The sequence below is a fragment of the Neoroseomonas lacus genome (assembly GCF_014644535.1).
GTDB lineage: Bacteria > Pseudomonadota > Alphaproteobacteria > Acetobacterales > Acetobacteraceae > Neoroseomonas > Neoroseomonas lacus.
The window spans coordinates 294,059-310,778 of sequence record NZ_BMKW01000009.1 but is presented as its reverse complement, the minus strand read 5'-3'; the positions used below and the strand labels follow the sequence as shown (position 1 = coordinate 310,778).

The 16,720-nt window shown below is 71.5% G+C and carries 14 protein-coding genes and 1 pseudogene; 12 read left to right on the top strand and 3 right to left on the bottom strand.

The genetic code is table 11. The annotated features are described in order from the left end of the window. Positions 1–83: 83 nt before the first annotated feature. Positions 84–767, bottom strand: coding sequence for a (d)CMP kinase (locus tag IEY36_RS19295; protein ID WP_188969736.1), 684 nt, complete (start codon positions 765–767; stop codon positions 84–86). A gap of 4 nt (positions 768–771) precedes the next feature. Beyond that, a complete protein-coding gene (gene aroA, locus IEY36_RS19290; protein ID WP_188969734.1) occupies positions 772–2,118 on the bottom strand; it encodes a 3-phosphoshikimate 1-carboxyvinyltransferase in 1,347 nt (448 codons plus the stop codon). Positions 2,119–2,210: 92 nt separating this feature from the next. Here aroA and IEY36_RS19285 point away from each other — a divergent pair, with 92 nt between their 5' ends. The 10 genes and pseudogenes from IEY36_RS19285 to IEY36_RS19240 all read left to right on the top strand — a co-directional run bounded on the left by IEY36_RS19285 (position 2,211) and on the right by IEY36_RS19240 (position 12,467). Further along, on the top strand, positions 2,211–2,537 hold the full coding sequence (locus IEY36_RS19285) for a TIGR02300 family protein (RefSeq protein WP_188969731.1): 327 nt from the start codon (positions 2,211–2,213) through the stop codon (positions 2,535–2,537). Between the two features lie 304 nt (positions 2,538–2,841). Further along, positions 2,842–3,567 (top strand): superoxide dismutase, encoded by a 726-nt coding sequence (locus tag IEY36_RS19280; RefSeq protein WP_188969729.1) that lies wholly within the window; start codon positions 2,842–2,844, stop codon positions 3,565–3,567. 218 nt (positions 3,568–3,785) lie between these two features. Beyond that, complete coding sequence (locus tag IEY36_RS19275; RefSeq protein WP_188969727.1) at positions 3,786–5,021, top strand: argininosuccinate synthase; 1,236 nt, start codon at positions 3,786–3,788, stop codon at positions 5,019–5,021. Positions 5,022–5,408: 387 nt separating this feature from the next. Next, positions 5,409–5,969 (top strand): hypothetical protein, encoded by a 561-nt coding sequence (locus IEY36_RS19270; RefSeq protein WP_188969725.1) that lies wholly within the window; start codon positions 5,409–5,411, stop codon positions 5,967–5,969. Then, on the top strand, positions 5,966–9,478 hold the full coding sequence (gene addA / locus IEY36_RS19265; protein WP_188969785.1) for a double-strand break repair helicase AddA: 3,513 nt from the start codon (positions 5,966–5,968) through the stop codon (positions 9,476–9,478). Before IEY36_RS19270 ends, addA begins: the two co-directional genes overlap by 4 nt. 120 nt (positions 9,479–9,598) lie before the next feature. Then, a pseudogene (locus IEY36_RS31410) lies at positions 9,599–9,889 on the top strand (class I SAM-dependent methyltransferase); the annotation flags it as partial. Positions 9,890–9,915: 26 nt separating this feature from the next. Beyond that, complete coding sequence (locus IEY36_RS30715) at positions 9,916–10,371, top strand: hypothetical protein (RefSeq protein ID WP_229681431.1); 456 nt, start codon at positions 9,916–9,918, stop codon at positions 10,369–10,371. A 151-nt stretch (positions 10,372–10,522) separates the two neighbouring features. Beyond that, positions 10,523–11,482, top strand: coding sequence for a Bug family tripartite tricarboxylate transporter substrate binding protein (locus IEY36_RS19250; RefSeq protein WP_188969719.1), 960 nt, complete (start codon positions 10,523–10,525; stop codon positions 11,480–11,482). A gap of 5 nt (positions 11,483–11,487) precedes the next feature. After that, complete coding sequence (locus tag IEY36_RS19245; RefSeq protein ID WP_188969717.1) at positions 11,488–12,084, top strand: hypothetical protein; 597 nt, start codon at positions 11,488–11,490, stop codon at positions 12,082–12,084. Next, the gene (locus tag IEY36_RS19240; protein ID WP_188969715.1) at positions 12,081–12,467 is read left to right on the top strand and encodes a hypothetical protein; all 387 of its coding nucleotides are present in this window, start codon (positions 12,081–12,083) and stop codon (positions 12,465–12,467) included. Before IEY36_RS19245 ends, IEY36_RS19240 begins: the two co-directional genes overlap by 4 nt. A 127-nt stretch (positions 12,468–12,594) precedes the next feature. Here IEY36_RS19240 and IEY36_RS19235 read toward each other — a convergent pair whose 3' ends face one another. Further along, the gene (locus IEY36_RS19235; protein ID WP_229681430.1) at positions 12,595–13,635 is read right to left on the bottom strand and encodes an NHL repeat-containing protein; all 1,041 of its coding nucleotides are present in this window, start codon (positions 13,633–13,635) and stop codon (positions 12,595–12,597) included. 65 nt (positions 13,636–13,700) lie between these two features. Here IEY36_RS19235 and IEY36_RS19230 point away from each other — a divergent pair, with 65 nt between their 5' ends. Continuing rightward, on the top strand, positions 13,701–15,527 hold the full coding sequence (locus IEY36_RS19230; protein WP_188969713.1) for a hypothetical protein: 1,827 nt from the start codon (positions 13,701–13,703) through the stop codon (positions 15,525–15,527). Positions 15,528–15,827: 300 nt separating this feature from the next. Beyond that, positions 15,828–16,616, top strand: coding sequence for a hypothetical protein (locus IEY36_RS19225; protein WP_188969711.1), 789 nt, complete (start codon positions 15,828–15,830; stop codon positions 16,614–16,616). The last annotated feature ends 104 nt before the right edge of the window (positions 16,617–16,720 follow it).

Sequence of the window (16,720 nt, the reverse complement as noted above, 5' to 3'; positions counted from 1 at the left end):
CCCACCCGGCCACCCACGTCAGTATCCTGGAATGGGTGGCCGGGTGGGGGTGCGGGCCGGTGCCGGACTTTTCAAACGGTCTCTTAGGCCTTTGGCGGGGTGAGGTCCGGAGAAGAGCAGAGCCCCTCTCCGCCTTTCTCCAGCCGTCCCTCGACCATCACCATCGCCGCCGCGAAGGCCGCATCGGCGTCGAGCGCGGTGGTATCCAGCAGCAGCGCATCCGCCGCCGGCTTCAGCGGCGCGACCGGGCGGTTCGCATCCTGCGCGTCGCGATCGCGGATCTCGGCTTCGACCTGCGCCGGGTCGGCGGCCACGCCGCGCCCGCGCAACTCCACGAAGCGGCGGCGCGCGCGTTCCTCGACGCTGGCGGTGACGAACAGCTTCACCGGCGCATCGGGGAACACCACCGTACCGATGTCGCGACCGTCGAGCACCGCGCCGTGGTCGCGCCCAAACACCCGTTGGAAATCGAGCAGCGCCGCCCGTACCGCCGGGATGGCCGCCACCGCGCTCGCCGCCATGTCCGCCATCGGCCCGCGCAAATCGCCGCGGTCGAGATCGCCGGGGGCGAGGCTGCGCGCGGCGGCTTCGGCCTGAGCGGCGTCGCGCGGGTCGGCCCCGGCATCGAGCACGCGTCGCCCGACGGCACGGTAGAGCAGCCCAGTGTCGAGATAGGGCAACCCCAGCGCGGTGGCGAGCCGCCTGGCGAGCGTCCCCTTGCCCGCCGCGGCGGGTCCGTCCACGGCGATGATCACCGGCCCCGGCATCGCGTCAGGCTGGCCCGATCGGCGTGCCGCCGGCCAGCCCGTTCATCAGCGTGGTGAAGCCGGGGAAGGAGGTGTCGATGAAGGCCGCATCATCCACCGCGACCGGCGCGCGGGTGGCCAGGCCCAGGACCAGCGCAGCCATGGCGATGCGGTGGTCCATATGCGTCTCGACCGTGCCGCCGCCGGGGATGGCGCCCGGCGTGCCATGCACGATCAGGTCGTCGCCCTCGATCTCAGCCTTGATGCCGTTGGCGGCGAGCAGCGCGAAGGTGGCGGCCAAGCGGTCGCTCTCCTTCACCCGCAGCTCCGCCAGGCCCTGCATGCGGGTGGTCCCGCGCGCGGCGGCGGCGGCGATCGCGAGCACCGGATATTCGTCGATCATCGACGGCGCGCGGCCCGGCGGCACGGTGATGCCGACCAACTCCGTATATTCCGCGACGATGTCGCCCACCGGCTCGCCCCCGGCGACGCGTTCATTCTCCACCCGCAGCGCCGCGCCCATCTCGCGCAGGGTGGTGATCAGGCCGGTGCGCAGTGGATTGAGGCCGATATTCTCGACCACCACGCGCGACCCCGGCACCAGCAGCGCGGCGACGATCGGGAAGGCCGCTGACGAGGGGTCCCCAGGGACGACCACCGGGGCAGCGACCAGCTCGGGCTGGCCTTCCAGCAGGATCACGCGGCCTTCCGCGGTGTCCTGCACCGAAACCGTCGCACCGAAATGGCGCAGCATGTTCTCGGTGTGGTCGCGCGTGCGCTCGGGTTCCACCACGCGCGTGGTGCCGGCAGCGCACAGCCCGGCCAGCAGGCAGGCGCTTTTCACCTGCGCCGAGGCCACCGGCAGCACGTAGTCAAGCGGCAACGGGTCCACCGCACCCCGCACCGCGAGCGGCAGGCGGCCGCCCTCGCGTGTCCAGAAGGTCGCACCCGTCGCCGAAAGTGGGTCGGTCACGCGTTTCATCGGCCGCTTGCGCAGCGAGGCATCGCCGGTCAGCACCGCGAAGACCGGATGGCCGGCCAGCAGGCCGAGCAGCAGTCGTGCCGCGGTGCCCGAATTGCCCATGTCGAGCACATCCGGCGGCTCCACCAGCCCGCCGACGCCACGGCCGGAAACCCGCCAGGAACCTGGGCCCAGGCGCTCCACCTCGGCGCCCAGGGCGCGCATGGCGGCGGCGGTGCACAGCACGTCCTCGCCTTCCAGCAGGCCGCTGATCTCGGTGGTGCCGACCGCCAGCGCGCCGAACATCAGGGCGCGATGGCTGATCGATTTGTCGCCCGGCACGCCGAGCCGACCGGTGAGCGGACCGGCCGGGGCCTGGGCTTTCAGGGGGCGGGGATCGGGATGGGACATGAGCCGCGTTTGACATGCCACGGCAGGGCGTGGCAATGCGCCCGACCCTTTGCACAGGGCGCGGAGCCCCATGCACGATACGGATGTGACCCATGGCTAAGCCCGAACTCGGCCTGAAGCGCAGCTGCGTGGCCTGCGGCACCCGATTCTACGATCTGGGCCAGAACCCGGCGGTATGCCCGAAATGCGGCACCGAACAGCCGCCGGAGCAGCCGCGCGTGCGCCGCGCCGCGGCAACGCCGGTCCCCGACGAGAAGATCAAGAAGCGCGCCGCCACGCCGGAGGCCGAGGCCGACGACATCGAGGTGGAGGATGTCGAGGGCGATGAGGCGATCGAGGACGCCGAGGAGCTCGAGGACGAGGCTGACGTCATCGACGAGGCGATCGAGGTCGAGACCGAGCGCGACGAGGAAGGCTGATCGGAAGGGCCGCTGACGGCGGCCCTTTCCGGCGATTTTCGTGCCCTCAGACGGCGGGCGGCCGGCATCCGGGTGCCCATGCGCATTGCGAAGCAATGCGACATGGGGCCGGTCAACGGGCCTTTCCTTCGCGCCACGCACTGTCGCGCGGGCGACAATGGGCGGTCTGGTCGCGCTTTGCGCTCCTGGACCGCGCCAGCGCCAAGGTCCGCAGGGAGTCGGACCATTCGCCGGCCCTCACGACAGTTGCGGGCGGGCAGTGCAGCCCCCATCCTCCCTGCATCCGGAGGAAGGGCTCTCATCCATGACCATGTTGAATCGCCGCGGCATGCTGCTTGGCACGGCCGGGCTTCTCGCTGCCACCACCGCTCCGCGCCGCCCTGCCTATGCGCAGGCGCCGGCCGGCCCCTTCACCCTGCCGCCGCTCGGCTACGGGAAGGACGCCAATGAGCGCGCCATCGACGCCCTGACGATGGAAATCCACCACGACCGCCACCACGCCGCCTATGTCGCGAACCTCAACGCGGCGGTGAAGGACCACACGGCGCTGGCGCAGATGCCGGTCGACGAGATCCTGGTGCGGCTCTCCCAGGCACCCGACACCGTCCGCACCGCGCTGCGCAACAATGGCGGCGGCCACGCCAACCACTCGATGTTCTGGGAGATCATGGGCGGGCCCGGCGGCGAACCGGCCGGCGACCTCAAGGCCGCGATCGACCGCGACCTCGGCGGGCTCGACAAGCTCAAGACCGACTTCAACACGGCCGGCACCCGTGTCTTCGGCTCGGGCTGGGTGTTCGTCGCCGTGACGCCGGGCGGCAACCTCTCCCTGGTTTCGAAGCCGAACCAGGACACGCCGCTGATGGATGGCGGGCGCGTGCTGATGGGCAACGACGTGTGGGAGCACGCCTATTACCTGCGCTACCAGAACCGCCGGGCGGACTACCTGACCGCGTGGTGGAACGTGCTGAACTGGGAGAAGATCGGCGAGCGCTACGCCGCGGCGAAAGCCGGCACGTTGCGCGTCTGAACGGAAGGTTGGGGGAGGGAACTCCCCCAAACCCCCTCCTTTTTCTGTTTTTTGGCGCTGACCTGCGGCGTTAGTCTCGAACGGGCAGAAGACGGGGTCCCATCGGCATTGCTCAGCAATGTCGATCAGCACGATTCGGCCGGGGTGGCCCGCCCGACCTTTACTCCCACCCCGCCCGGCGCCATACCGCCCCGGATTTCCAAGACTGGGAGCGCCCGATGCGCGTTAAGGACGTGAAGAAGGTCGTGCTCGCCTATTCCGGCGGGCTCGACACCAGCGTGATCCTGAAATGGCTGCAGAGCACCTACCGATGCGAGGTGGTGACCTTCACCGCCGACCTCGGCCAGGGCGAGGAACTCGGCCCGGCGCGCGACAAGGCGCTGCTGCTCGGCATCAAGCCCGAGAACATCTACATCGACGACCTGCGCGAGACCTTCGTGAAGGACTTCGTCTTCCCGATGTTCCGCGCCAACGCGCTGTACGAAGGGATGTACCTGCTCGGTACCTCCATCGCCCGGCCGCTGATCTCCCAGCGCCAGATCGAGATCGCCGAAGCCGTCGGCGCCGACGCCGTCGCCCATGGCGCGACCGGTAAGGGCAACGACCAGGTCCGCTTCGAACTCAGCTATTACGCGCTGAAGCCCGACATCAAGATCATCGCGCCCTGGCGCGAATGGGACCTGACCTCGCGCACCCGGCTGATCGAATTCGCCGAGGAGCACCAGATCCCGATCTCGAAGGACAAGCGCGGCGAAGCGCCCTTCAGCGTCGACGCGAACCTCCTGCACAGCAGTTCCGAGGGCAAGATCCTCGAAGACCCGTGGGACGCGCCGGACGAGATGGTGTGGCAGCGCACGATCTCCCCGGTCGATGCGCCCGACAAGGTCACCGAGATCACTATCGAATTCGAACGCGGCGACGCGGTCGGCATCAATGGCGAACGCCTCTCGCCGGCGACGCTGCTGACGAAGCTGAACGCGCTTGGCAAGGAGAACGGCATCGGCCGGCTCGACCTGGTCGAGAACCGCTTCGTCGGCATGAAGTCGCGCGGCTGCTACGAAACCCCGGGCGGCACGATCCTCTACGTCGCGCATCGCGCGATGGAGTCGATCACGCTCGACCGCGAGGCGGCCCACCTGAAGGACAGCCTGATGCCCCGCTATGCGGAGGTCATCTACAACGGCTTCTGGTTCGCCCCGGAACGCCGCATGCTGCAGGCGATGATCGATGAGAGCCAGAAGAGCGTCACTGGCACGGTCCGGCTCAAGCTCTACAAGGGCAACACCATCGTCACCGGCCGGCAGAGCCCGAACAGCCTCTACTCGATGAAGCACGTCACCTTCGAGGAAGACCAGGGCGCCTACGACCAGTTCGACGCGCAGGGCTTCATCAAGCTGAACGCGCTGCGGCTGCGGCTGGGCGCGATGGCCGGGCGCAAGGGCGGCGCGCTGTAGGAAGGGTGGAGGGGCGTCGCCCCTCCATACCACCCCACCAAAGGCCCCGGCCCTTTGGAATGCCGTCAATCGGCGCCGTGCGCCAGCATCGCCCCCCTCCGCCGAATGGGCACGCCTCGCACGCCAGGTACCGCCCTACCGACAGCCAGAAAAAGGAGGGGGTCCGGGGGAGTTCTCTCCCCCGCCTTTCCCCTCGCCACTGATCCGACCGCATCCTCGACGCGACCCACCCAGCGCATGCCGTCAAGCGCCCGTCGACTGGCCCGGTTCCTCAACCGCCGCGTGGCGGTCGCCAGAAGGCGAAGCGATCACCCATGGTTCCAGCCGCGGGTCGGCTGCTCTAGGCTGGCGGGATCGAACAACGTCGTCCCGACCGAGGAAACGCCCATGCGCGGCATCGCCCTTCGCCTGTCTGCCTTCGCCGTCATCGCGCTGGGCGCCGGGCCGGCCTTCGCGCAATCAGCCTGCCCTGGGCGCATCTCCGCCAATGTCTTCGCCCCGGTGCCGCGCGATGCGGCGATCGCGGTGCCCGACCGTGCCGGCGGCAGCCCCAATGAACGCGCCCTGCGTGAAGCCGCGGTCGCCGCCCTCGCCGCGGCCGGGCGGCGGGTCGATGCCAATGCGCCCTACATCCTGTCCTGGCGTGGCGGCACCTCGGTCGAGGACGACAATTTCGGCGGCTTCAACGACAACCGTTCCGGCCGCACCTTCCGCGAGAGCGACGACATCACCTGGGCGCAGAACGTGCCGCGCGCGGGGGGCCGCACGGTGCCGACCCTGCGTGTCTCCGGCACGGTCGACCTGCGTGAGCGTGCCTCCGGCCGTGTGGTCTGGACTGCAGTGCTGAACTGCAACCGGCAGGGCCAGGACGATGCGGCGATGTTCACCCTCCTCGCCCGGACGGTGGCGCCGCTGATTGGCCAGCCGGCGGCCGGACGCGCCTTCTGAACGCGCCCGCCGCCACGCCGCGCGCACGCGCCGAGGCGGCGCAGTCGCGCGCCTCGGACCCGGCCGCCTCGGCCTGGGTGGAGGCTTCGGCCGGGTCGGGCAAGACCAAGCTCCTGACCGACCGGGTGCTGCGGCTGCTGTTGGCCGGGGTGCAGCCGGGGCGCATCCTGTGCCTGACCTTCACCAAGGCGGCGGCGGCCGAGATGGCCACGCGCCTCGCCCGCGCGCTGGGCGGCTGGGCGACGGCGGAAGATGCCGAGCTGGCGCAGACGCTGGCCGCCCTGACCGGTCGCCGGCCGGGGCCGGATGAACTGCTCGCCGCCCGGGCGCTGTTCGTGCGCGTACTGGAACAGCCTGGCGGCATGCGCATCTCGACCATCCACGCCTTCGCGCAATCGCTGCTGCGAGCGTTTCCACTGGAAGCCGGCCTCGCCCCGCAATTCGCCGTGGTGGAGGAACAGGAAGCGCGCAGCATGCTGGCGCGCGAACGCGAAGCGGTGCTCGCCGCCGCACCCGACCGCGCGGCGCTCGCCAATCTCGCGCGGCTGGTGCCGCCGACGCGCTTCGCCGAGGTCGTCGGCACGCTGGCGCAGGATCGCGGGCGGCTGCTGCGCGCGGTGGAAAATCGCCAGGGCATCGCCGGGCTGGAACCCGCACTCGCGCGCGCGCTCGGCCTCGCCCCTGGCGAGACGCGCGAGGATACGCTGATCGCCGGCGCCTGCGACATCGACGCCGCGCCGCTGCTCTCCGTCGCGCGACGGCTCGGGCAAAGCGGCAATGAAAAGACCGACCAGCGCAACGCCGCGCGCATGGCAGATTGGCTGGTGCTCGACATCGCCGGCCGCGCCGCGCGTTGGGATGAATGGAAATCGCTGTTCCTGACAGCGAAGGATGAGCAGCGCGCCGATCGTGGCCTGGTCACCAAGGACAAGCGCATCGCCGCCGAGTACGACGACCTGCTCGCCACCATGCGGGCCGAGGCCGAACGCGTGGCCGAGGTGCAGGATTCCCGCGCCGCCGCGCGGCTGCTGGCGGCGACCATCGCGCTACTGTCGATCGGCGCGCCGGTGCTGCAACGCTACGACGCCGCCAAGCGCCGCTCCGGCATGCTCGACTACGACGACCTGATCCGCGGCGCGGAACGCCTGCTGGAAGACCCCGGCAGCGCCTGGGTGCTGTTCAAGCTCGATGGCGGCCTCGACCATGTCCTGCTGGACGAGGCGCAGGATTCCAACCCCGACCAATGGGGCATCGTGCGCGCGCTGACCTCGGAATTCTTCGCGGGGCTGGGCGCGCGTGACGCCGGACGCAGCATCTTCGCCGTCGGCGATGAAAAGCAATCGATCTACCGCTTCCAGGGCGCCGATGCGGAAGGCTTCGCCCGCGAGCGACGCCACTACGCGGCGGCGGTGCCCGACGCGGAGCAGGAATTCCGCCCCGTCGCCCTCGACGTGTCCTTCCGTTCGACCGAGCCGGTGCTTGCCCTGGTGGATGCGGTCTTCGCCGAGGGCGCCGCGCGTGAGGGCGTGGTGACGGAGGGCGAAACGCTGCGCCACTTCGCCGACCGCGCCGGCCAGGCCGGCCAAGTCGAGCTATGGCCGCTGCTCACCGCCGTCGATGCCGCCGAACCGCCGCCCTGGGCACCGCCCGAAACGCCGATCGATGCCGAGGGCGCGCCGCAGCGCCTGGCCACGCTGCTCGCCGCGCGCATCGCCCACATGCTGGCCCATGAGACGCTGCCCGCCCGCGTCGATACCGGCCGCGCCGCCGAACAACCCGCGGGCCGTCGTGTGCGGCCGGGCGACATCCTGGTGCTGGTGCGGGCGCGGGCACGCGGCGGCTTCGTGCCCTCGCTGGTGCGCGCGCTGAAGGATCTGCGCATCCCGGTCGGCGGCGTCGACCGCATGGTGCTGGCCGAACAGATCGCCGTGCAGGACATGCTCGCGCTGGCCGATGTGCTGCTGCTGCCGGAGGATGACCTCTCCCTCGCCGCGCTGCTGAAATCGCCGCTGGTCGGGCTCGACGAAGATGAATTGCTGGCGCTCGCCCAGCCGCGCGAAGGCCGGCTGTGGTCGGCGCTGGTGGCGCATCGGGGCGCGGCATCCCGCCTAGGGCGGGTGGCTGATTGGCTGGCGGCGCTGATGGCCAGCGCCGACTTCGCCACGCCGCATGCGCTGTTCGCCGGCGCGCTCGGCGCGCCGGGGCCGCTCGACGCGCAGGCCGGCCGCGCCCGTATGCTCGCCCGCCTCGGCCCCGATGCCGCCGACCCGCTCGATGAATTCCTCAATGCCGCGCTCCAGCATGAACGCGCGCATCCGCCATCATTGCAGGTCTTCGTGCAGCAGCTGCGCCAGGGCGGCGCCGAGGTGAAGCGCGAGGCCGAGGGCGCCGGCGACGCCGTGCGCATCATGACCGTGCATGGCGCCAAGGGATTGCAGGCGCCCATCGTCATCCTGCCCGACACCACCGCCGAACCGCGCGACCGCACCACGCTGCGTTGGCTGGAGGACGACCTGCCGATCTGGGCGCCGCGCAGCGAGGGCTTCGACGCCGCCGCGCTGGCGCAGCGCCGCCAGCAGGACCAGGACGCCGATGCGCGCGAACGCCACCGCCTGCTCTATGTCGCGCTGACCCGTGCGGAGGACCGCGTCATCGTCTGCGGCTGGCAGACCTCGAAATCCGTACCGGACGGGTCATGGTACCGGCTGGTCGAGCGTGGTTTCGCGCGGCTCGACGGCGCGATGGACGCCGCCTTCGACCCGACCGTCTTCGGCGGCCCGGCTGGCCTGTTCCCGCCCGAGGCGATGCTCCGCCGCCTCGATGGCCCGCAGACCGCGCCGCCCAAAGCGGAAGACCCGCCGCGCGCCCGTGTCACCGCCGCCACCCTGCCCGACTGGGCGCATCGCCCCGCCCCGTCCGAGGCCCCGGAGGGCGCCGTCGCCCCGTCCTCCCTGCCCGGCGAGGAGGAAACCCCCGCCGCCCCGCCACGCCCCGCCGACGACCCGAGCGGCCTGCGCTTCCGGCGCGGCCGCTTGGTGCATGCGCTGTTGCAGCACCTGCCCGACCACGCCCCAGACCAGCGCGCGGCGATGGCAAGCCGCTTCCTCGACCGCCCCGGCCACGGGCTGGAGGAAGCCGAACGCGCCGCCGTGCTCGCCGAGGTGCTGGCCCTGCTGGACAACCCGCTGCTGACCGCCGCCCTCGGCCCCGACAGCCTGGCGGAGGCGCCCCTCGCCGGCCGCGTCGGCGGCCGGCTGATCGCCGGCCAGGTGGACCGGCTTCTGGTGACGCCCGACCGCGTGCTGGTGCTCGACTACAAGACCAACCGCCCGCCGCCGGCGACCGCCGCCGCCGTGGCGCCGCTGTATCTGCGGCAGATGGCGGCCTATCGTGCCCTGCTGCGCGCCGCCTTCCCGGGCCGGCAAGTGGAATGCACGCTGGTCTGGACCTATGGCGCACGGGTGATGACGCTGCCGGATGCACTGTTGGACCCGCACGCGCCACACTGACCGCTGAACCGAAAGAGATGGCGATGGCCCTGCGCGACAGATTGCTGCGGCTGGTTGACCGTGTCGCGCCGCCACCGCCGCCACCACCACCCCGCTCCACCGCCCGAACCGCCAAGCTGGATGCAACTGCGCGATGCGGACGCGGCGGCGGCCGTCGCTGCCGCCCCCCCCGACTACAAGCGATATCACCAGTCACAGGCGGCCCGCTGCGTCGAGCTGACGTGGCGCAGCGTGCTGATCGTCGGCTGCAATCGCCGCGAGGATTGCGCGCATTTCATCGAGCTGGGCGCCGCGCGCGTCGTCGGCCTGGATGTGATGGACGAGGTCGGGCGCAACTACACCTACCCGAAGGTAAGCTACGTCGAGGCCTCGGCGGAGGCCATGCCGCTCGACAGCGGCTGCTTCGACCTGGTCTTCGCCATACGACGCTCGAGCATGTGCCCGACATCGCCGCCGCGCTCCGTGAGATGGCGCGCGTCGCCACATCGGGCGGCATCGTCTACAGCGCCGCCGCGCCGATGTGGTGCGCGCGCTCGGGGCCGCACTGGGGTGGCGCCTTCGACCACGATCCCTGGCCGCATCTGCGCCTGGATGCCGACGGCGTGGTCGCCCTGGCGCGCGAGGCGGAAGTGACGGGGCGCACCAGCGACTATTACGATACAGGCCGGCTGCGCCAGTTCATGACCGATCCGCTGCTGTTCAACCGACGGCGACCGCATGAATACCTCGATGCCTGCGCCACGCTCGACGACATCGATATCCTGCGCAACGAGATCCAGATCGAGGCGCAGGCCGGGTACGACCCCGCCATGCTGCGGGCGCTGGTAGCCCAGGGCTACACCACGCTCGACCTGTTCGGGCTGACGCATCCGTTCATCGCGCGCAGGCGTTAGCGTAACCTTCGATCAGACGGCACCGGCCCACGTCCCCGCCCGGCCTTCGGCCCGGGCTACGGCCATTGGTCAGACCGACTGACTAGGCCCGGCGGGGGGCCTTTCCTTCCCCCATGGACCGGCGCAGCATCGGCGACGGAGGAACCGCCCCATGCTCCGACGCCGAGCCCTGCTCGCCGCGCCGGCCCTGTTGCTCGCGCCCGCGGCGCGTGCTCAGCAGCGCCCGCTGCGCATCATCACCCCCTTCGCCACCGGCGGCGCGACGGATGCCCTCGCCCGCATCACCGGCACGCGGATCACCGCGCTGACCGGCCAGGCGGTGGTGGTGGAAGCCCGCCCCGGCGCGGGCGGTGACCTCGCCATGCAGGCCGGCGCCGCCGCGGAACCGGACGGGCACACGCTGATCCTGGGCAGCGATTCCTCGATGGTGCGCAACCCGATGCTGCGGCCGACCATCCCCTACGACCCGGCGCGCGACTTCGCGCCGATCGCGCGGCTGGTGATCTCCTGGTACGCGATCGTCGTGCACGCCTCGGTACCGGCGACCACCGTCGCCGAGTTCATCGCCTGGGCGCGCGCCCATCCTGGCGTCGCCAATTTCGGCTCGGCGGGTCCGGGCACGCTGGCCCACGTCATCGGCGAGATGATGCGCCAGGGCGAGGGGATCGACATGCAACACATCCCCTTCCGCGGCGCGAGCCAGGCCTTGCAGGAACTGGTGGCCGGGCGGCTGCAATTCTACGCGGTCTCGGCCGGCGGGCTGCTGCCGCTGCTGCGCGAAGGCAGCGTGCGCGTGCTGGCGGTGACCGGCCCGGTGCGGCAGCCATCCTTGCCGGGTGTGCCGACCATGATCGAGGCCGGCTACCCCGCCTACGACCACTCGGCCTTCTATTCGCTTTCGGCGCCGGCGCGCGTGTCGCCGGCCTTCATCGACCAGACCGGCGCGCTGCTCGGCACCATCATGGCCGAACCGGTGACGGCGGAACGCCTGCAGGCGCTGGCGTTCGACCCGGCCTTTCTCGGCCCCGAGGCGTTCCGCGCCTTCCTCGCCGCCGAGCGCCTCCGCTGGCGCGACATCATCGCCCGCACCGGGCTGAGACTGGAAGGCTGACCCGCATGACGCTGCTGCGATTCGAGGAATTTAACGCCCACCCCCGCCGCGCCGCCGCCTTGCAGGCGACGCTCGGCGCGGTGCCCGGCGGGCGGCTGTTCGGCCTGTGGCGGGCGCAGATCGGCCCGTCGATGAACCGCGTTACCCGCGTCTCGCTGTGGCCCGGCGAACCACCCGTCGCGCCCGAGGCCAGCAACCCCGACGTGGCGTCGCTGACCACGCGCGTGCTCACCATCCTCACGCGCGGGGAAACCCCACTCGACCCGGCACGCGGCGGCATCGTGACACATCGCTGGTTCATCCTGCCGCCACAGCACGTCGCCGAGATGGTCGCCATCACCACCGAGGCCTGGGTCGGTTTCGAAGGCGACACCGGCAGCGAACCACTCGGCCTCTGGCAGGACCGCGCCGAGGCCGACCCGGCGCATGTGCTGCTGATGACCTGGTATCCGTCGCTGGCGCATTGGGAACAGAGCCGCTTCTGGAACAGCGCCGGCGCCGGGCCGGACCAGGCCGCGCGCGCCAGATGGGGCGCGTTGTTCGCACGCCGCCGGGCGATGCTGCTCGACACCTGGGTCACCGTGCACGGAGCCGAAGCATGAGCGAGACCGACATCGCCGCCGCCCGCGCCGCCATGGATGGCTTCATGGAAGCCTTCAGCGCCGAGGACGCCGAGGCGATCCGCACGCGCTGGTGTCATTTCCCGCATGTGCGCTTCCACAGCGGCAAGGTTACGGTGTTCGAGCGGCCGGAGGATTTCAGCTCGATCGTCTTCAATCGCCAGGGCCAGGCGCGCGAATGGGCGCGCAGCGCGTGGGATTACGTCGAGCTCGTCGATGCCGGCCCGAGCAAGGTGCATTTCCGCGTGCAGTTCAGCCGCTTCCGCCCGGACGGATCGCTGATCGGGTCGTACAAGTCGTTCTACATCGTGACGCTGAAGGACGGGCGCTGGGCGATCCAGGGAAGGTCGTCCTGGGCGGAGTAAGGAAGACGGGGGAGGAACACCTCCCCCGAATCCCCCACCGTTTTTTGCCTCTTGGGAACTGACCGCCGCGGCCGGCGCCAATAGATAGAAAAAGGAGGGGGTTCGGGGGAGTTCCCTCCCCCGACCTTCACCCTTCCACCGGCACCAACCGCGTCACCCGCGACGGATTCTGCTCCGACAGAAAGATGCAAGCATCCGGCGCGCACCACATTCCATGGGCCCCGTTCAGCACCGGCCGGCATCGCCCCAAGATCGACCCATCCGGCCCCAGCAGCGAGAGTTGCGGCACCTGGTCGGTCACATACAGCCCGCCGCCCGGCGCGCCGTGCACGCTCATCGGCTTGTGGTTGCCGCGCCAGTCGTCGAGCCACGACCCATCCGCCGTGAATACCTGCACGCGGTTGTTCTCGCGATCCGCCACGGTCACGCGCCCATCGCGCAGCACCCAGACGGAATGCGGCGTCGAGAACTCGCCCGGTCCGGTGCCTTCGCCGCCCCATCGCCCCATCGGGGTGCCCTCGGCGCTGAAGCGATGCACCACCGATGCGGCATAGCCATCTGCGACATAGATCGACCCATCCGGCCCGAAGGCGACATCGCAGGGCGCGTTGAACGGCTCGCCCGGATGGTGTCGCCGGCCGAGGCCGCCCAGCCGCCTGCCGTCGCGCGAGAAGACGATGATCTCCTGCGCATCCCGATCCACCACGAAGACGCGCCCATCGGGATGCACGGAAAGCATGTGCCCGTCGGCGATCTCGGCGCCGCCCCAGGCATCGATGCGCCGTCCGTCCGGCGCGAGCACCACGACGCCGGGGTTCTCCGGGTCGGTCATCGGGTCCTGGCGGAGCTGGACATAGACGCGACCCTCGGCGTCGCAGGCGACATCGCTCGGCGCGCCGCAGCCGGTCGGCACTTCGCCCCAGGGGCGCTCGATGCGATAGCGTGTGTCGCCCAGACGAACGAAAAGCTGGTGGCGCACCATGGTCATGCCCTTGCTGTCCGACACCGGCTGGCCTGCATCGGGGTCCTGAGATTCGCGCGCAGCCGCGACACCAACCCTGCGCGCCGTGCCGTTCGCCTGCCCGATGATGCCGTCATCGGAAAGGCTCGGCGGCATGGCGTATCGCAGCGTGGCGCGCCGGCGGCGGGCCGGCAAGCGGGTCGCCACGCTTGACGCCCACCAGGCCGCCGCGCACATCCGAAGCCGCGCGGAACAAGGATGCCAGGCCCCCGATGCAGCCCGAACCACCCGCCCGCATCAGCCTGCCGCTCATCCTCTTCGCGATCGTCGCGGTCGTGGCGGTCAATCTCGGCGCCCTCGCCGCCGCCGATGCCGTGCTGCCCTTCGGCCGGCTAGCGGACCCGGACGCCTATCTGCGGCTCGACCGCGTGCTCGAACTACGCCTGGGCGGCGGCTGGTACGACGACGTGACCATGGCGGTGATGGCGCCCGAGGGGCTGGCACTGCACTGGACCCGGCCGCTCGACGTGCTGATCCTGCTGCCGGCGCGGCTGCTCGAATGGCTCGGCGGGCTCCAGCCACGGCAGGCAATCTTCCTCGCCGGTATTTTCGTCTCCCCGGTGCTGCATCTGCTGGCGGCGATCGCCGCGGCCTGGGCGGCGCGCGGCCTGTGGCCCGGCAAGGCCCCCTGGTATGCGGTGCTGCTGATGATCGCGACGCCGACCGCGACGCTGTACTGCACCGCCGGCCGGGCCGACCACCATGCGCTGATGCTGCTGACGCTCGCCCTCGGTCTCGGCGCGGCGATCCGTGCGCTGGCCCCGGGCGGAGCGGCAGGGGCGGCGGCCGGGGCCGGCCTCGCCTTCGGCGCCGGCATCTGGGTCAGCCCCGAGGTGTTGCTCGCCGCCGCGCCGGTCCTGCTGACGACGGGGCTCGCGGTGATAATGGCGGCGGATGGCCGTGCACTCGCGTTGCAGGGTCTGCGCATGGGGCTCGGCATCGCGGCGGCGACGGTCGTCGCGATTGTGGTGGAACGCCCCCCCACGGGCTGGCTCGCCGTCGATTACGACCGGGTCTCGGTGCATCATCTGGTGCTGGCGCTGTTGATAACAGCGGTGTTCCTGGTGGCGGCACGGGTCGGCGGCTGGCCGCGCGGGCGACGCCTCCTCGTCTGCGGGGCGGCGGCCGGGGTCGCCTTCGCGGCGCTGCTGGGGCTGTTCCCGAACGCGCTGCTCGCCTCGCTGGGCCAGGCGGATGCGGCCTCGCGCAGCGTGATGCTGCCCAATGTGCAGGAAATGCAACCCCTGCCGCCTTTCGCGTCAGGGGGGCTCGGCACGACACTGTCAACCATCGGCGGGCCGCCGGTCATAGCGCTGGTCGCGGTCCTGCTGGCCGCGCCGGGCTGGCGGCGGGACGGGCGCTGGCCGGCCGGGCTAGCGGTGGCCGCCATGCTGGTCGCCACACTCATCGCCGCCTTCGCGGCGCGGCGCTTCGCGCTCGACCTCGCGGTGCCGGCCGCGGTCGCCGGGGCCGGCATGGTCGGGCTGCTGCTCGCCGCCCCCCGGCCGCGCGGCGAGGTGCCGCGTGCATTGCTGGCGGCCGGGTTGCTGTTCGGGCTTCTGGGGCTGCCGCTGCTGTCGCTGCTCGGCGCCTCCCCGGTCGCCCAGGTCCGCCTGCCCGAACGGCAGGCCCATGCGGCGGGTTGCGACGGCACCGCCATGGCCCGCTGGCTGGGCGAGGCGCGGCCGGGCGTCATCGCCGGTGAGAAGCCGCCGATCCTGATGGCCTCCAACATCTTCATCGGGCCCGAGATCGCCTGGCGCGCGCCCTATCGCACCGTGACCGGCCCCTATCATCGCGGCGGCGCCGCCTTCGCCGATACGCTGGCCGCCTTCGAGGCGACCGACCCCCTGGCCGCACGCGCGGTGCTGCACCGGCGCGAGGTATCGCTGCTGCTGTTCTGCGCCGCGACACCGGAGATCGTGGTGCCGCCGGGCAGCCTCGCCGCGCTGCTCCGCGACGGCGAGGCACCGGCCTGGCTGCGCCCGGTGCCACTGCCCGAGGCGCTGTCCGGCTTCCGCTTGTTCGCCGTGCAGTGAGTGTCGGTTTGGTCGGCCAGGCACCGGCCCGCACCCGTAATCCTTGAAGGGGCTGCTGGGCGGCGGTGCGGGCCAGTACCGGACCTCAGAATGTGCCGCGAGGCGCATTCTCGAACGGACACCGAGGCGCGGCCGAGCTGCGGCGGTTCCGGCGGATCGATATCGCGGCGGTATGACCCGGCATCGATTTCGGCCTAACATTCTGTTCGCGACCGTCGCGGCCTCGGCAGCGGAGGGCGATCGGGATCCCCGGATTCCGGAAGCAGGACACGCGCCTGCGCCAACAGCAGGAGAGAGATCATGCCGGTCCGCCGCACGCCCTTCCGCCCCGCCCTGCTGATGCTGGGCCTCGGCCTGCTGGCTGGCTGCGAACAAGCGGCCAGCACCGCCGGCGCCGCGGTCGGCAGCGCTGCGGGTTCAGCCGCCGCGGGTGCCGTGGCTGGGTCGGTCGCCGGGCCTGCCGGGCAGGTCGCCGGCGCGGCCGCCGGTGCCGGGACCACCATCGCCGTCGCGCAGCTCACCCGCATGTCCACCGCCGCCGCCCAGGGCGCCTGGGACACGGTGGCGCAGGAACCCGTAGCCGCCTGCACCGGCGATGCCGACAAGCCCTGCGCCGAGGCCCAGGAACTGCGCGCCCGCGCCTGCCGCCGCCAGGCCGCCGGCGCCTCGGCCGAGCAGCGCGCCGGCTATCTCAACTGCGCCGTGACGGCCGGCCAGGCGGCGCTCGCGGCCGGCGGCGCCAATACCCAGGCAGAACGCAACGCTTGGCGGGAGGAACTGCTCGCCGCGCTGTATGACCGCCGCGCCGGCACGCCGCGGGCCGGCATCTGCCCCGACAACGACCTGATGCGCGCGGAGGCGGATACGCTGCTGCGCGACGCGCCAGGCAATGCCAGCGGGCGCTTCCATGGGGCCAGCGCACGGATGATCGGCGTCTCGGTCTCCTGCGGGGCGGACGACCAGCGCTGCAGTGACCTCGCCGAGGCGGCGCGGATGCTGACCCCGCCTCAATCCGATGCGCGCTGGACGCAGACTGCCGAAGGCGTGCGGACCCTGCAGCGCGTGGTGGTGGGCTGCCCGGGGAGCTGATGCCGCCGAGCCTTGCCGATGACCTTGTCTCGACAAGGCAAAGGTTATCGCGAGCAGGGTTGGCGTGGCGGCTGTGCATGAAACCATGCCGCTCATGCCGGGTC

Coding starts and splice junctions, on each gene's coding strand:
- IEY36_RS19230 (WP_188969713.1), top strand. CDS start 13,701: ATGCAGCCCGAACCACCCGCCCGCATCAGCCTGCCGCTCATCCTCTTC.
- IEY36_RS19275 (WP_188969727.1), top strand. CDS start 3,786: ATGCGCGTTAAGGACGTGAAGAAGGTCGTGCTCGCCTATTCCGGCGGG.
- IEY36_RS19240 (WP_188969715.1), top strand. CDS start 12,081: ATGAGCGAGACCGACATCGCCGCCGCCCGCGCCGCCATGGATGGCTTC.
- IEY36_RS19270 (WP_188969725.1), top strand. CDS start 5,409: ATGCGCGGCATCGCCCTTCGCCTGTCTGCCTTCGCCGTCATCGCGCTG.
- IEY36_RS19285 (WP_188969731.1), top strand. CDS start 2,211: ATGGCTAAGCCCGAACTCGGCCTGAAGCGCAGCTGCGTGGCCTGCGGC.
- IEY36_RS19295 (WP_188969736.1), bottom strand. CDS start 767: ATGCCGGGGCCGGTGATCATCGCCGTGGACGGACCCGCCGCGGCGGGC.
- IEY36_RS19280 (WP_188969729.1), top strand. CDS start 2,842: ATGACCATGTTGAATCGCCGCGGCATGCTGCTTGGCACGGCCGGGCTT.
- IEY36_RS19245 (WP_188969717.1), top strand. CDS start 11,488: ATGACGCTGCTGCGATTCGAGGAATTTAACGCCCACCCCCGCCGCGCC.
- aroA (WP_188969734.1), bottom strand. CDS start 2,118: ATGTCCCATCCCGATCCCCGCCCCCTGAAAGCCCAGGCCCCGGCCGGT.
- IEY36_RS19225 (WP_188969711.1), top strand. CDS start 15,828: ATGCCGGTCCGCCGCACGCCCTTCCGCCCCGCCCTGCTGATGCTGGGC.
- IEY36_RS19250 (WP_188969719.1), top strand. CDS start 10,523: ATGCTCCGACGCCGAGCCCTGCTCGCCGCGCCGGCCCTGTTGCTCGCG.